Below are 15,045 nucleotides of genomic sequence, written 5' to 3' on the forward strand. Positions count from 1 at the left end.
GTGCGTTCCGGCATGAGAGAAGAGGCCTCCGGCGGCACGAGAAACTTTGATTCGCCCCGTCCAGGGCCTCTCCCTTCGGGCGCTGCGAATGCCGCGTCCAGATCTGCCGTCCTGCGGATTTGTCCTGTCGAGGAATATGCTTCCGGGAAACAGGTTGTAAGGAGCAGAAAGGATTTGTTTTTTGGGCAACCCGTTTCGGGGATCCAAGGGGCCTTGCTCCTTGGCGGGTCTGGGTAGCGCCCAGCCCCCCCGGGAGGGGCTTTTATTTGCTGGTCATGATCCAGACACCGTCCCATTTGTCCTGTGGCGGATTCTTCAGGAAATGTTCGCATCGCTGGACGTAGAGCTGCGACATGCGGTCGTTGGGATTCGCGGCCAGAGCCTTTTGGAAGAGGGGGAGCGCCTTGTTCCAGTCTCCGGCCCGATACAGGGCGAGTCCCCGGGCGAATGCGTCCAGCACTTCATCCATGTTCGAAAAGGTGGCTGGCGTGTGAAAGTCGAGGATTTCGTGAATCGCGACCGGCCGGGTCTTGCCCTTGACGCGGATGAGATCTGCCTCGCGAATGGTGTAGCCGTTGTGCAGTTCGGCAAGGGTGAATTCGCTGATCAGGATGTTGGAGCCATAGACCTTGTTCGCACCTTCAAGGCGGGAGGCGAGATTCACGCCGTCGCCGATCACGGTATAGTCCATGCGCTTTTCCGAGCCGATGTTGCCGACAACCACCTCGGCGGTATTCAGGCCGATGCCGATGTCCAGCGTCTGCTTGCCGATTTCGAGCCGCTGCCGGTTGAAGGCGTGCAGGGCGCGCATCATGCGCACGGCAGCAGTGACCGCGTTGTCCGCATCCCGCTCCGTGGGAAAGGGCGCGCCGAACACGGCCATGATTGCATCGCCGATGTATTTGTCCAGAATGCCATTGTATTCGAATATGATGTCCACCATGTCCGTGAAATAGTCGTTGAGCATGGACACGGTTTCCTGTGCGCCCAGACTTTCGGATATGGTGGTGAAACTGCGGATGTCTGAAAAGAAGATGGTAACCGGCTTCATCTGCCCGCCGAGTTCGCTTTCTCCTGCCTCCATGAGCTGCTCCGCGACTTCCTTGGTCATGTAGCGTGCCAGCGTGCCCTTGAGCCGTTTTTCACCGGTGATGTCGTCAAAGGCGATGAGTGTACCGATGATGGCGTCCTTGTCGTTGATGAGCGGCAGGGCCGTAAGGTTGACGGAAACCGTCCGGTTGTCCGCAGCCGTCAGTTCCGTGTCCATGACGAGTTCGGGTTTGCGCGTGGTTGCGGTGTGACACACGGTTTCCGCGACCCAGGCATTGGAACCGGTGAACGCGGTTTCCGGGGAGTGGCCGAGCAGGGCGTTCGCATCCATGCCCAGAATTTCCACGGCTCTGCGGTTGCATTTTTCCACCTTGCCTTCCTCGTCCAGGGTAATGAGTCCGCTGGACATGGATTCGAGGATGGATTCGTTGTAGTTTTTCATGTTCAGGACGTTTTCGAAGAGCCGGGCGTTCTCGATGGCAATGGCGGCCTGTGCCGAGAATGCCTGAATGCGGCCTTCGTCCTTGGGCGTGAACGGGCCGTCCTTCTTGTTCAGGGACTGGATCACGCCGATGACGTCGCCTTTCTTGTTCAGCACGGGCATGCATAGAATGGTGTCGGTCCGGTAGCCCGTCTTGCGGTCGACCTCGGGGTTGAAGCGCGGGTCCGCATAGGCGTCCGGGATGTTCACGGTCTGTCCGGTGGTGAACACGTGCCCGGCAATGCCGAGATGGTTGGGAAAACGTATCTGCCGGGATTCCACGCCCTGCGCGACCATGGCCCACAGCTCCGAGGTCTTGGGATCGTTCAGGAACAGGGTGGAGCGGTCCGCGCCCAATATGGCGGATGCGGTCTGCATGATCCTGGTGATGAGCGGCTGAAGATGGATTTCCGTGGAAATGGCTCGGGTGACCTCGAACATTTCGCGTTCTTCCTTGCGGGAGCGTTCCACCTCTTCATACAGCTGGGCCTTGATGAGTGCGGCGGATGCCTGTGAGCCCATGGCTTCGAGCATGGACAGGTCGCCCTCCGAGAAATTCCCTTCGAGCTTGTTGAGAATCTGGATGACACCGATGGGCGTGCCGAATTTGTTCTTGATGGGCGCGGTCAGAATGTTCCGTGTCCGGTATCCGGTCTTACGGTCGATGTCCTGATTGAATCGTGGGTCTGCGTAGGCATCCGGTATTATGAGGGATTGATTGTTCGAGAAGACGTTTCCGGCAATGCCTGCCCGATTGGGAAAGCGGATTTCCCTCGTGCCTTCGCCCATGGCCATGCGGGAAAAGAGTTCACTGGTTCCGGTGTCGTTCAGAAAGATGGTGCCCCGATCCGCATGCAGGGCCTCGGTGGTGAGAGATACCAGTCTGGAAAAGAGTACATCCAGAGAAAGCGAGTCGGCAAGTCGATTGGAAACTTCAAGAAGTGCGGTGAATTTTTCGAATGTTTCCGAAATCTTGTCCAGAAACATTTCCCGATCCCGGGAACTCAGGCTATCCAGAACGCGTCGGATGTCGTCCTGTTGCAGGCGATGGTCAAAGACCTGGGAAAGCAGTTCGGGCGCGTAGTCCTGGTATTTTGCCATATTCCTTCATACGCACATGACACAGTCAAGGCAAGGGGGCGGATACATTTGGGAATCATTCCCGTCGTGCTGCGAAGCGCGCCACGGTTCGCAGTACGCTTGCCTTGCTTACCGGCTTGGAAAGATAGGAGGTGCATCCTGCCTGGCGGCATTTGTTCCGGTCTTCGGTGAAGGCGTTTGCCGTGACTGCGATGATCGGGGTGGGAGGCAGAGCATTGGCCTCCTCGTATTCGCGGATCATGCGAGTGGATTCATACCCGTCCATTACCGGCATCTGGATGTCCATGAGCACAAGATCGTAATGTCCGGCAATGAATTTCTCCAAGGCTTCCTGACCGTTCTCCGCGAACTCGATGCCGCAGCCTGCATTTTTCAGGTAGAGTTCGATAAGTGCCTGGTTGCTTTCCGAATCCTCGGCAACGAGCACCAAGGGAGCGCGATGGCTGAGCAGGTCCCGAAGTTCCTCCACGCTTTCCGTGGGCTCCGGAGGAAGTTCCGCCGGCATTTCCACGAGCTCCGGGGTCAGGGAGAAATGGAACCGGGCCCCCTTGCCCGGGGTGCTTTGCAGGAGCAGTTCACCGCCCATGAGGTGGACGAGCTTGCGCGATATGGCGAGCCCCAGTCCGGTTCCGCCATATTCGCGCGTGGTGGAGGAATCCGCCTGGGTGAAGCGTTCGAATATTTCGGTCTGGGCCTCTTCGGGAATGCCGATGCCCGTGTCCGAGACCGAGAAGGTCAGCGCGTTGTCCGGTGCGCCCGGTTCGTGTGTGACGCTCAGGACAACCTCGCCGTCTTCCGTGAATTTGACGCCGTTGTCGATGAGGTTGACCAGAACCTGCCGGATGCGAAACGGGTCGCCAAGGAACCGTTCCGGCAGGTCGGGATCGATTTCAATGCGCAGCCGCAGTCCCTTCTTGTGCACTCTGGCCTCGACAAGGGAGCGGGTGCGTTCGATCAGGGATTTCAGGTCGACGGTCGTGGTCTCCAGTCGTATCTGGCCCGCCTCGATCTTGGACAGGTCGAGGACGTCATTGATGATGCCGAGGAGCATCTCGCCGGAAGACTGAAATATTTCAATGTATTGTCGCTGCTCATTTGTCGGATTTGTTTCCAGCATGAGGTCGGCCATGCCCAGAATGGTGTTCATGGGCGTACGGATTTCATGGCTCATGCCTGCCAGAAAATCGCTTTTTGCCCGGTCCGCCGCTTCTGCGGCATCCTTGGCCCGGGCCAGTTCGGCTTCGGTCCTGATCCGGTCCTGCACCTCCCGGGCCATGTTCTCGTTGGCTCTTTCAAGCTGTTGCGTCCGTTCGGCCAGCGCGGACATGAGCTTGCCCGTATGTTCCACTGCCGCGCGGATTTCATCCATTTCCCGGATGCGCGCTCTGGGCTGGGTCAGCGGGGAACCGTTTTCCATGCTGCGCAGGCCATGGACATAGGAAACAATGGGCTTCACGAGGTTTCGGCTGGTGAAATACACGAGCACGAGAAGGATGAGCAGGAAAAAGCCGAAACCGGCAAGCGTGGTATATTGGACTCTGGCCGCGTTGGCCGAGATCATGGTGAAGCTGTCGCTGGCCGTGACCGCCGCATTGATCGAGAGATTGTCGGCGAGCTGTTCCAGATTCCGATTCACGCGTTTCCAGAGCGAGCGGCATTTGTCCTCATCCGCAAGGACCTGGGTACGCAGGGCGAGATAGGTCTTGGCCTTGGCCAGCAGGGCGTCCTGAGGTCCGGAGAGTTGGCCGAGCTGCGGAATGAACTGAAGCAGCAGCTTCTTCTGCTGCTTCAGTTCCTGCATGGTGTTGGCCTTGTCCGTCCTGTAGAGCAGATTGACCAGCGTGATGCTGTCGGGCAGGGATTCGAGAATTCGGCTGTCCGCTCCGCCGGGCAGGAACGTGCGGATTATTTCGTCCGCCTTGGCTTGCGCGTCATCCTGTGCAAGCCGGAATTTGTAGATGGAATCAATGTCCGAATATGCCTCCAGCACAGTACTGTTGACCCGGGCGTCCTTTTCGAACACCGAGTCCTGGGACAGGATGCGGGCGGCCAGCTTGAATTGTCGTCTGACCTGCCGGGAGCGGGATTGGTATACGGTTTCCGCGAACCGGCCCAGACGTTCCAGATTCACGGCGGTCCGCTGGCGGCTGATGACCTCGGGCAGCACGGCGTCCCGCGTGTTCGTGGCCAGATTCGTGATGTCGGACAGGGATTGGAATACCACCAGACCGAAGGCAAGCAGCGTGACCAGAACGATGACGGAGTAGGCTGCCACGGTCGGAACAAGGCCGGGGCGCGAGGTCGTCGAGAATATCTTGCTGTCAGGACTCAATGCAGGCTCCGTGCGTCGGGTCAGTAGATGCTGAACGGAAAATACTTGCGATTGATCTGATCATAGGTGCCGTTCAGGCGTATTTCCCGGAGCGCCGAGTTCAGGCGTTGGCGCAGGGAATCATTCCCCTTGCAAACGGCTATCTTGGCCTTGCTGGAGGGGTCGTCGACAGGCAGGGCCGTGCCGGCGAAGTCGAAACGTTTGCCGTCCGGGGACTGGAGAAAACTGAATATTACCAGACTGTCCGTGAGCACGGCGTCCACTTTCTGTCGTACAAGCATGTCCAGTGCCATATCCAGAGTGTCCGTGAGCATGACTTGAGACAGTCTGCTGAAATGGTGTTCAAGATATTCGGCCTGCACCGTGCCGGATTGTGCGGCAAGCTTTTTCCCGGCAAGTCCTTCGGGAGTCTGGGTGAAGGGAATCCCCTGCCGGGCCACGAACATGGAACGCGAGCGGTAGTAGTCGTCCGTGAAATCGGCCACGCGTTCCCGCTCCGGCGTGCTGGCCATGCTTGCCACGATCATGTCGTAACGCCCCTGCGCCAGTCCCGGAAGCAGGTCGTCCCAGTCGGCCGCGAGAATCCGGCAGTCAACGTCCATGGCCTGACACAGGGCGCGGGCTATGTCCACGTCGAATCCGGCCGGATGTCCCTGTTCATCCAGATAGTTGAAGGGCGGATAGGCTCCTTCTGTCACCACCTTGAGCATTCCCTCGGCTCGGGCCGTGGGGATGCTGCCGAGAGACAGAAACAGGAGCACCGCCAGTGCACGGACAAAAGACATGGATTTTCTCCTGTCGTGAAAGTGTATTGGAACCATTCTACACCATAGATGAAACATTTCAAGGCGAGTAATGCCATGATAAAGCGCGGCCTTGCTTGCTTTTGGCCTCATGCGTGGTAAAAAGGCAGAATGAAGGGACTGTCAAAATCGATCGGCCCGGCCTTGTTCGCTGCGGGCTTGTCTCCGTTGCTTGCGGGAGATGTCGCGCTTGCGTCTGCGGAACCGGTTGCCTTGCCTTCGGCCTCGTATCTGTGGCTTTGGGGCATGGTCGGTTTCGGCGTCATCTGTCTTCTGGGCGTGATTGGGACGCTGCATCGCATACGACGCATCGGAACCTCCTTCCGGGATCGGAACCTGCTGCTCCAGATGCTTATCGACAGCATTTCCAGTCCCATATTCTACAAGTCGCGGGAAGGAGTGTACCTTGGCGGCAACGAGGCCTTCTACCGCATGCTTGGCAGGACAGCCGAGGAAGTCGTGGGCAGGACCGTGTTCGAGGTGGCCCCCCCGGAGTTGGCGGAGATATATTACAAGGCCGATCAGGAATTGTACGAGAGCGGCGGGACCCAACGGTATGAAACCAGGGTCCGCTTTGCGGATAATGAAGTGCGCGACGTGTTGTTCACCAAGTCCCTGTTTCATGACGGCGCGGGAAAGGTGGCGGGATTGATCGGCGTCATGGTGGACATCTCGCGGCGCAAGAAGGCGGAGCTGGACTTGCAGCAGGCTTACGGCCTGCTGGAGGCGCGTGTGGAAGAACGGACCCGCGAGCTGGCTCGGGCCGAGAGCGAGGCGAGGCAGCAGCGGGATTACCTGCATCTGATCATCGAATCTTTGGGTCACGGCCTGCTCGTCATCAATGCTCGGGACTACCGCATCCTGCTCGCCAACTCTTCGGCGCGCAAATACGGCGATCCTCTGGGAAAGCGGTGTCACGAGGTGGCGCACGGCAGCTCGGTGCCGTGCGCGACGGAGGGGCACACCTGCCCGCTGGATGAAGTGGTTCGGACCGGAAAGCCGGTGGTCGTGGAACACATCCATGAATTGCCTGTTTCCGGGACGCAGTATGTGGAGGTACACGCGCATCCTGTCTTCGACGACAACGGTGAAGTGAGCGCCATCATTGAAAACTGTCTGGACATCACCGAGCGCAAGCAGGCCGAGATGGCCATGGTCGAGGCCCGGGACATGGCTGAACGGACCAGCTCGCTCATGTCCGAGTTCCTGACGACCGTGTCGCATGAACTGCGAACCCCGCTGACCTCGGTTCAGGGATTCGCCAAGCTCATCGCCAGAAATTTCGATACGCACTTCATGCCCCTGTGCGTCGGGGAGGCGGAATTGACCCGGCGGGCGCTGCGCATTCGGGAGAACCTGAACATCATCCTTTCCGAGGGAGACAGGCTCATTCATCTGGTCAACGAAAATCTCGATCTTTCCAGGTTGGAATCGGGCCGGGCCATCTGGAGCATGGAAAAGAGTCGACCAGCCGAGATGGCGGAACGCGCTGTCATGTCCATGCGCGTGCTGCTGGATGATTCCGGGCTTGAGTTTTCCGTGGAAGCGGCTTCGGACCTGCCGGACATCGAGTGCGATCCGGACCGGATTCATCAGGTGCTGGTGAATCTGCTTTCCAATGCCGTGAAGTTCACGCCTCGTGGCAGTGTGCGCATCGAGGTCGCTGCGGTGGAAGAGGGGGTTCGGTTCAGTGTTCGCGATACCGGGCCGGGCATTCCGGAAGCCGAGTACGAAAACGTGTTCAGCAAATTCGGCCAGCTTGGAAACAAGTTGACGGAAAAGCCGCAGGGGACCGGGCTGGGGTTGCCCATCTGCCGGGAGATCGTGCGCCGTCACGGCGGATTCATCTGGGTGGAAAGCGAAGTGGGCAAGGGAAGCGAGTTCGTCTTTGTCCTGCCGCTGGTCCCGCCGGAAAGGCTTCAGGAGCAGGACTGAGCTGCGGACAGTCCGTGGCGAACGGCCCGGGCAAGCTGCTGTTCGTGCGCTCTGGCATGCAGCACCGCCAGGCGCAAGGCCTGTTCCATGGTGAGCTGGCCCGCAACGGGATGATGAAAGTTCGGGTAACGCAATTCCGCGTTCGTTGCCTGCTGGGCATATTGTCGAAGCCATGCGAGATTTTCTCCCCACATGGAGGCGAGTGCCCCGAGTGGCAATGCGCCGGAGGGCATCATGTCCGGCGATGCCAGCGGGACCGGGATGCGCCAGCGCAGGGCAAGCCCGACTCCCGAGCATTTCAGGGAGGCGAGCAGGGAAGCTCCGCTGGGGAGCGTCTCGGAAAAATCGTTGAAAGGCTCGCGGAGCACGGATTGTTCCGCCAGAATCAGGTGTTCGATTACCATGAGCGGCGACCAGTGTCCTGCGTTGCAATGGTTCAGCACGCGCAGGGGGAGGCCCTCTACCGAGGAGAGCAGGTCCTTGCGCATTTCATCGAGGTTTTCGGCCTGCGCCTCGACATTGATTCGGGCATCACTGCGTTGCATTTGTTCGGTCTATCCTTTTCGTTTCCTCGGGAAAAGCCGGATAACGGAAGAAAAGGCCCGGCCCGCAAGTGCGGACCGGGCCTTTGAATGCATTGTCGCGGCACGCTACCGTTCGGTATCGTGCTTGTCCAGATACAGGAAACGCTTGATCTTCTGCGTCGGTGTCTTTTCAAAGGGTTCGGCCTGTTCCATGATGCGCTGCACCCGGGCAAAGGAGGAAACCTTCTTGTTCACGCGCTTGCGGATGTCCTCAAGCATGGATTGCACCTTTTCGCGCACCTTGGATTCGATCATCTTGCCTACGCCGAAGGCCTCGTCCAGAGCATCGTAATTGAGATGGACGCGGGCGAAGAGCTGGTTCTCCCGGCTGAAGACCAGTGATTCCAGCACATAGTCGCAGGCATTGATCACGGACTCCACTTCTTCGGGGTAGATGTTTTCCCCGCTGGGGCCGATGATCACGTTCTTGATGCGTCCGCGGATGAAACAGTATCCGTCCTGATCGAAATAGCCGAGGTCGCCGGTCTTGAGCCAGCCGTCCTCGGTGAAGGTGTCCTCGGTATCCTTGGGCGCCTTGTAGTAGCCCTGCATGATGTTCGGACCCTTGGCCAGAATTTCGCCTTCCCCGGTCTTGGGGTCCGGATTCTCCAGCATGAGCTGTACGCCCGGAACCGGGGGGCCGCAGGAACGGAGCTTCTGCCGTCCCGGGCCGATGCCCGCCAGCATGGGCGCGGCTTCGGTCATGCCGTACCCGATGGCGTAGGGCATTCCGGCCTCGGCCAGGAATTCCTCCACTTCCGGGGACAGGGCCGCGCCACCTATGCACATGCACCGGAGTTCGCCGCCAAAGGCATCGAGCAGTTTCCTGCCTGCCACCTGAAACAGTTTTTTCCGGGCCGCTCCCAGACGCATGATGCTGCCGACCAGTCCCTTGCCCGAAAGCTTCGGTCTGATGCGGTTGCGATAGATTTTTTCAATGATGAGCGGAACGATGAGCAGGAACGTCGGCTTGATTTCGGCCATGGCCGGAAGCAGGGTGCGGGGGCTCGGCGGCTTCTGGAGATAGTAGACCGCCACGCCGCAGAGTACGGGCAGGACCAGCCCCAGAGTGCATTCGTAGGTATGCGCCATGGGCAGAACCGACAGCATGCGGTCATCGTCCCGGATGTCCACCATGGATTGGCCTGCAAGGGCGTTGGAAACGATGTTCCGGTGGGTCAGGATGACGCCCTTGGAATGGCCCGTGGTGCCCGAGGTATAGAGAATGGCGGCCACGTCGTCCGGGCTGATTTCGAATGGTTTGCCTCTGTCCATGAGCTTGCGCGCGGCTTCGCCCCATTTGTTCATCTGCTCGCGGGCCGCGGCCACTGCCTCGCCAAAGGTGGTTTCCGGCTCTTCGCTGCCCGGAATGGAAAAGTCGTCGAGCACGAACAGGGTTTCCAGATCCGGCAGGTTGCCCTCCTCCACCTTGTGGAGAAAGCGTCTGGATGCAAACGCGGCCTTGGCCTCGGAGTGGCGAATGATGTGGTGTACCGCAGTCTCGTGGAATTCCTGAAGAATGGGAACAATGATCGCGCCCATGGTGGTGACTGCGAAATAGGCCGCGCCCCAGTTGGGCATGTTTTCGCCGATGATGGCCACCTTGTCGCCCGGGCGGATGCCCTGATTGCGCAACAGGGTTTGCACTCCGGCGACGCGCTCCGCAAATTCGGAGAACGTAAGGGACTGACCGCCCACAAAGGAAAAGGCGGGACGGTCCCGGAACCGCTCGGCAGCGGCTTCCAACACTTCTTTCAGTGTCTGGATATCTGTTGAATTCACTAGAAAACTCCCGGGTTCTATTGCACGGGCCAGCCCGAATCGGAATTCGTGGGTCGTCCGCGCCCGGAAGGCATACCATTTCAGCGGACGGGGTCAAGCATGAGTATGCGCCATCGGATACTTCAGCTTGATTCGCAAAAGGGAATCAGACCTGCTTTCGCGGGCGGATTTCGGCCAGAATCGCGGCCAGATCGGAAAATTCCACGGGTTTCGCCAGATAATCGTCCATGCCCGCAGCCAGAAATTTTTCCCTGTCTCCCTTCATGGCGTGGGCCGTGAGCGCAACTATGGGCACATCGGCAAGGGCGGCGAATTCCGGATCGCTTCGTAGTATTCCGGTGACCTCAAGCCCATCCATGCCCGGCATCTGGATGTCCATGAGCACCACATCCACCTGATTCTTTCGAAGTTTGTCCAGCACGGTCGGCCCGTTTTCCGCGCAGATTACCGAGTGCCCCATCTTTTCAAGTTGGCGGGTCACGGAAATGCGGTTGACGCGTTCGTCCTCGGCCAGCAGAACGGTCATGGCCGCTGCGGGATCGCGTCCGGGCGTGGTGGTGATTTTCGCGGGGGCGAGTTTGCCGTCTCCCGGAGACACCAGCATGAAGACGTGGATGCTGGTGCCCTGTCCCGGTTCGCTGTCCACGTGGATGTGTCCGCCCATGAGGCTGACGAGCCGGTGAACGATGCCAAGCCCCAGCCCCGTGCCGCCGTATCGTCTGGCATGGGATCCGTCCGCCTGGGAAAAGGCCGTGAACACCTGTTGAATCTTGTCCGGGGGAATGCCGATTCCCGTGTCCGTGATCGTGAGGTGCAGAGCCTGCTTTCCGTCAGGTGCCGGAAGCGTGAAGGCCCTGACCGAGACCTCGCCCTTGTTCGTGAATTTGATGGCATTGCCCAGCAGGTTGAACAGAACCTGTCTGATGCGCGCTTCGTCTCCGATCAGGACTTCGGGCATGTCCTTGTCCAGGGAGATGTCAAGGCGGAGGTCCTTTTCCCGTGCCGCCACGGTAAAGGTGTCCATGACCTCGCGAATGGTCGAGCCGATGTTGAAGGGTTCGTTTTCAAACAGGAGCATGCCGGCTTCCATCTTGGAGAAGTCGAGCACGTCGTTGATGACCCGCAGCAGGTTTCTTCCGGAATTCAGGGCGGTTTCCACGTATTCCGCCTGTTCCTCGTCAAGCTCGGAGCCGCGTACGAGTTGCAGCATGCCGAATATGCCGTTCAGGGGCGTGCGTATTTCGTGGCTCATGTTGGCCAGAAATTCGCTCTTGGAGCGGTTGGCGTGTTCCGCGCTGTCTCTGGCCTTGACGATCTGTTCCTTGGCCATGCGGCGTTCCTCTTCCACGCGCATGGCCCCGACAATGATGCCGAACAGTCGCAGGTTGCTGTTGTTCGGTTTGAAATCGCGACGGAACAGGGTGGCGAGAACCGCGACCGGACGATCCTCGATCATGACGGCCTGTCCTGCATAGGCCCGTAGCCCGAAGGCGTTGACGTCGGGGTCGGTCGAGGCGAAGCGGGAGTCCTGCAGATTGTGCAGGACAATGGTCTTCTGTCCCCGGGAGGAAAACAGGGATTCGGAGATGTGTCCCTTTTCCAGAGGAGCCCATTCCCGTTTCAGGTCCGGGGCCCATGTATTGGTCCAGCAGTACGGTGGCGCATCCGGCCTGTTGTAGAACGCCGCGTCCGCCTGAAGTATTTTCCCGGCCAGATCGGTCAGGCGTTCCAGATTCTCCTCCGGGTCCGGGCCGAATCCCAGCATGCACTCGTTGATCATGGTCAGGCCCTGCTCGGTCATCTTGCGCTCGTTGATGTCGTACATGACACCGGTCATGCGCAGGGGGCGCCCATCCGGGCTACGGCTGGAGATGCGTCCCTGTCCCACAAACCACCGCCAGCCGCCGGATCGGACCTTGAGCCGGAATTCGGCGCGGTATTCCGGGGCCTTGCCAGCCACATGATTCCAGATGGCTGCCTGAGCCGCCTCGCGGTCGTCCGGGTGCAGCCTGCGCTCCCAGATGTCGAACCGTTCGCGCAGTTCGTCGAATTCGTATTCCAGCATTTCGGCCCATCGTTCGTTGAAAACGAGTTCGTCGGACTCGATATCCCAGTCCCAGAATCCGAGGTCTCCGCCCTTCACGGCCAGTGACAGGCGTTCTTCGCTTTCGGCAAGGGCTTTTTCCGTGCGTTTCTGGCCTGATATGTCCATGCCGTAGACATTCACGTATCCGGCTTCGCGAATCGGGGCAAAGGTCAGGGCATAGGTTCGTCCATTGGGGAAAACTTCGGTTCCTTGATTCTTCCCGGAAGAGAAAACCTGCCGTACGATTTCCAGATATTGGTCCGGCAGAGAGCATTGCTCGATTTCCTTGGAAAGCGAGCAGCCCCAGCAGCGGTTCGCACGCCTTGTTCGCATAGAGCAGCCTTCCTTCAGAGGATATTCGCAGAACCGGATTCGGATTTTCCTCGGGAAATCGGGCCAGATTCGCGACTTCCAGCTCCACCCTCATGCGTTCGGTGATGTCGATCACCGTGACCAGATGGTGTTCCCGTCCCTCCACGAACAGGGGGCTGAGATGGACCTCCACGTTGCGCAGCTCCCCGGAGGCAAGGCGGTGCACCGTGTCCACCGACGTCCTTTCTCCGCTTTGCAGACTGCTGACAAGACCTTGGAACCGTTCCGGGACTTCCGCATTGATGTCCCATGCCTTCATTGTCTGTAGTTGTTCCGAAGGGTAGCCGTAGAAGTTTTCGGCAGATGGATTGACCTCCAGTATGCTCTTGGAGGCGGGATCGATCACCAACTGGGGAAGCCGATTGTCCGTGAACATGGCCCGGTGGCGCTCGACGCTTTCCCACAACGCCTTTTGCGCCAGCTTGCGGACCTGCGTTTCCTTGTGCAGTTCCCTGTTGGCAAGGGTGACTTCATGGGATTTCCGGTAGAGCATTCGGCCGAACCAGATGCAGAGGACGGCAAGGGTGGCGAGCAGGGTGGCCAATCCCCATGCTGAAGGCGAATCAAGCCGCCAGAAGGCGTTTTTTCGTTGGTTGAGCCATGTGGTGTCGGTCGAATGGAATGCGGGATCCTGCTCCGCCTTGAGAGTGCGGATCGTGTTGTTCAGCTCGGCAAGGACCGATGGAGGGGTGGATCGGGATGCGGCAAAGCGCATGGATACCGGATTGAACAGGATGCTGGTGGCGCGCAGCCCCAGTTTCCGGGCATGGCGCACACCGTAGAGGCGGCTGACCACCCCCGTGAAGACCTCGCCCTTGACCAGCGCCTTGAACACCTGAGCGTAGTTCGGATACTCGATGAGGTCGGGCTCGACTTCCAGACGGGCCATGAGATCGCGGAATTTTTCGTTGTGCATGCCGCCGCGCACAAGGGCCACCCGTCTGCGGTTCAGTCTGGTAGGGTCCGTGATGGTGTCATCCTGACGGGTGTAAAGGACTGCCCAGTCCACAGAGACGGATTCCCCGGTGAAGTCGAGCGCCTCGTCTGTTTCCCGGGAAAAGTCGACCGCCGGAAGCAGGTCGATTTCTCCTTGCGACAGGCGGTCCATGTTCTGTTCGAAAGTTCCGGAAACATAGGTGATGCGCCAGTCATTGCGGGAAGCGGTTTTTGACAGAATGTCCACGAAGATGCCCGAGGGCGGGGAATCGGCAAGCAGCGGGGCGTTGTCATGGATGCCGACGCGCAGGTCGAGCCCGGCTCCGAAGACAGCCGGTGACAGGCCGAAAAGCAGAACGGCCACAATCGGAAAGACAACACGTTTCAACGGGCAAGCCCCTTGTCAGGACGGGTTCAGCAAGCAGTCCCGGTACGTTATGCTCTCCTCGGCGGCAACTCCATGATAATCTGAACAAAAAGCAGAGAGCGGCATCCTCCCGGTTCGGAGGATGCCGCTCTGGTCGGATGCGGGGCATGATCAGCCGAAAAAGTGTCTGGCTCCGGCGACCAGTGCCATGCCCAGAGCAACCGTGCCGAAAAAGCTGCGTGTCTTCCAGGCGACAAGAAAGGCCGGAATCGCGGCCCACAGGTAGTAGTTGTCCGTATTCAGGGCAATGGCGCCATCGTGGACCAGCAGGGCCGGGGCGAGCATGGCCGACAGCACTGCCGCGGGCACGAAGGAGAGCCAGCGCACCACCGGAGCCGGAAGAGGCCGGGAGGTCAATGCCAGCACAGGAAGGATTCTCGGTCCGCAGGTGACCAGTGTCATGCCCGTGATGGTCAGGAAGAGTGTCGTTTCATCCATGTTTCCGCTCCCGCGCCAAAGGTTGCTCCAAGTATGGTGGCCAGAATCACGCTCCAGTTGTCCGCTCCGCTCAGGGTCATGAGAACGGCTGCCGCTCCGGATAGCACGGCCACGGCCACGTGCAGTCGCGTGGCGGTCTGGGCCACGAGCAGGCCGATGAACATGGCGGGCAGGGCGTAGTCCAGTCCGAGCGGTTCCACCGCCGGAATCGCGGTCCCGGCCGCGTAGCCGAGCCATGAGGCCAGCACCCATGTGCCGTGACAGATCGCGTTGATCAGAAACGTGGTTCGCGTATCGTGGTCGCCCCGGGAAAATCGGGTGGTGTGCAGGGCGAATGTCTCGTCCGTGACCTCATAGCCGAACGCGGCGAGCTGCCATGCTTTCCAGCCCCGCAGATTCGGGGCAAGGGAGGCGGACATGAGCATGTGTCGCAGGTTGACCACGAAGGTGGTGGCGATGATCGTGGCTGGAGCCAGTCCGGCTGCCAGCATGGCCACGGCCACGAGCTGGGATGATCCGGCATAGACCATGACGGACATGAGTACCGTGTTCAGCATGGACATGCCGGTTTTCTGCGCCAGCACGCCAAAGGCCGCGCCTACGGGCAGAAATCCCATGATCACGGGCGAGCAGTGCTGGAGCGCGGACAGGAGCGCCTGATTGGTTGTTTGCGTTTTCACCGCGGTGTGCGCGGACATGGCTTCTCTCTTTCTCTCGG

9 protein-coding genes and 1 pseudogene are annotated in these 15,045 nt (G+C 59.5%); 1 reads left to right on the top strand and 9 read right to left on the bottom strand.

The window, feature by feature from the left end:
* Positions 1–262 precede the first annotated feature (262 nt).
* The 3 genes from MPN23_RS16820 to MPN23_RS16830 are packed head-to-tail and all read right to left on the bottom strand — an operon-like array spanning position 263 to position 5,749.
* Entirely contained in the window at positions 263–2,632 is a 2,370-nt protein-coding gene (locus tag MPN23_RS16820) for a GAF domain-containing protein (RefSeq protein WP_243545392.1), read from the bottom strand.
* Positions 2,633–2,687: 55 nt separating this feature from the next.
* Positions 2,688–4,964, bottom strand: a complete 2,277-nt coding sequence (locus tag MPN23_RS16825) for an ATP-binding protein (RefSeq protein ID WP_243545393.1) — start codon at positions 4,962–4,964, stop codon at positions 2,688–2,690.
* 20 nt (positions 4,965–4,984) lie between these two features.
* Positions 4,985–5,749 (bottom strand): transporter substrate-binding domain-containing protein, encoded by a 765-nt coding sequence (locus tag MPN23_RS16830; protein ID WP_243545394.1) that lies wholly within the window; start codon positions 5,747–5,749, stop codon positions 4,985–4,987.
* A gap of 264 nt (positions 5,750–6,013) precedes the next feature.
* Between MPN23_RS16830 and MPN23_RS16835 the strand changes: the two genes are divergently transcribed.
* Positions 6,014–7,702, top strand: a complete 1,689-nt coding sequence (locus MPN23_RS16835) for a PAS domain-containing sensor histidine kinase (protein ID WP_243545395.1) — start codon at positions 6,014–6,016, stop codon at positions 7,700–7,702.
* Here MPN23_RS16835 and MPN23_RS16840 read toward each other — a convergent pair.
* From MPN23_RS16840 to MPN23_RS16865, 6 genes and pseudogenes are all read right to left on the bottom strand, one after another.
* Positions 7,687–8,247: a DinB family protein gene (locus MPN23_RS16840; RefSeq protein WP_243545396.1), complete on the bottom strand. Its 561-nt coding sequence runs from the start codon at positions 8,245–8,247 to the stop codon at positions 7,687–7,689. The genes MPN23_RS16835 and MPN23_RS16840 overlap by 16 nt on opposite strands.
* 105 nt (positions 8,248–8,352) lie before the next feature.
* Positions 8,353–10,068, bottom strand: a complete 1,716-nt coding sequence (locus MPN23_RS16845; protein ID WP_243545397.1) for an AMP-binding protein — start codon at positions 10,066–10,068, stop codon at positions 8,353–8,355.
* Between the two features lie 145 nt (positions 10,069–10,213).
* Positions 10,214–12,280, bottom strand: coding sequence for a hybrid sensor histidine kinase/response regulator (locus tag MPN23_RS16850; protein ID WP_243545398.1), 2,067 nt, complete (start codon positions 12,278–12,280; stop codon positions 10,214–10,216).
* Positions 12,281–12,578: 298 nt separating this feature from the next.
* A pseudogene (locus MPN23_RS16855) lies at positions 12,579–13,826 on the bottom strand (PAS domain S-box protein); the annotation flags it as partial.
* A 174-nt stretch (positions 13,827–14,000) separates the two neighbouring features.
* On the bottom strand, positions 14,001–14,327 hold the full coding sequence (locus MPN23_RS16860; protein ID WP_243545399.1) for an AzlD domain-containing protein: 327 nt from the start codon (positions 14,325–14,327) through the stop codon (positions 14,001–14,003).
* A complete protein-coding gene (locus MPN23_RS16865; RefSeq protein ID WP_243545400.1) occupies positions 14,303–15,025 on the bottom strand; it encodes an AzlC family ABC transporter permease in 723 nt (240 codons plus the stop codon). The genes MPN23_RS16860 and MPN23_RS16865 overlap by 25 nt, the downstream gene beginning before the upstream one ends.
* Positions 15,026–15,045 lie beyond the last annotated feature (20 nt).

It is taken from the genome of Pseudodesulfovibrio tunisiensis (assembly GCF_022809775.1).
Classification (GTDB): Bacteria; Desulfobacterota; Desulfovibrionia; order Desulfovibrionales; family Desulfovibrionaceae; genus Pseudodesulfovibrio; species Pseudodesulfovibrio tunisiensis.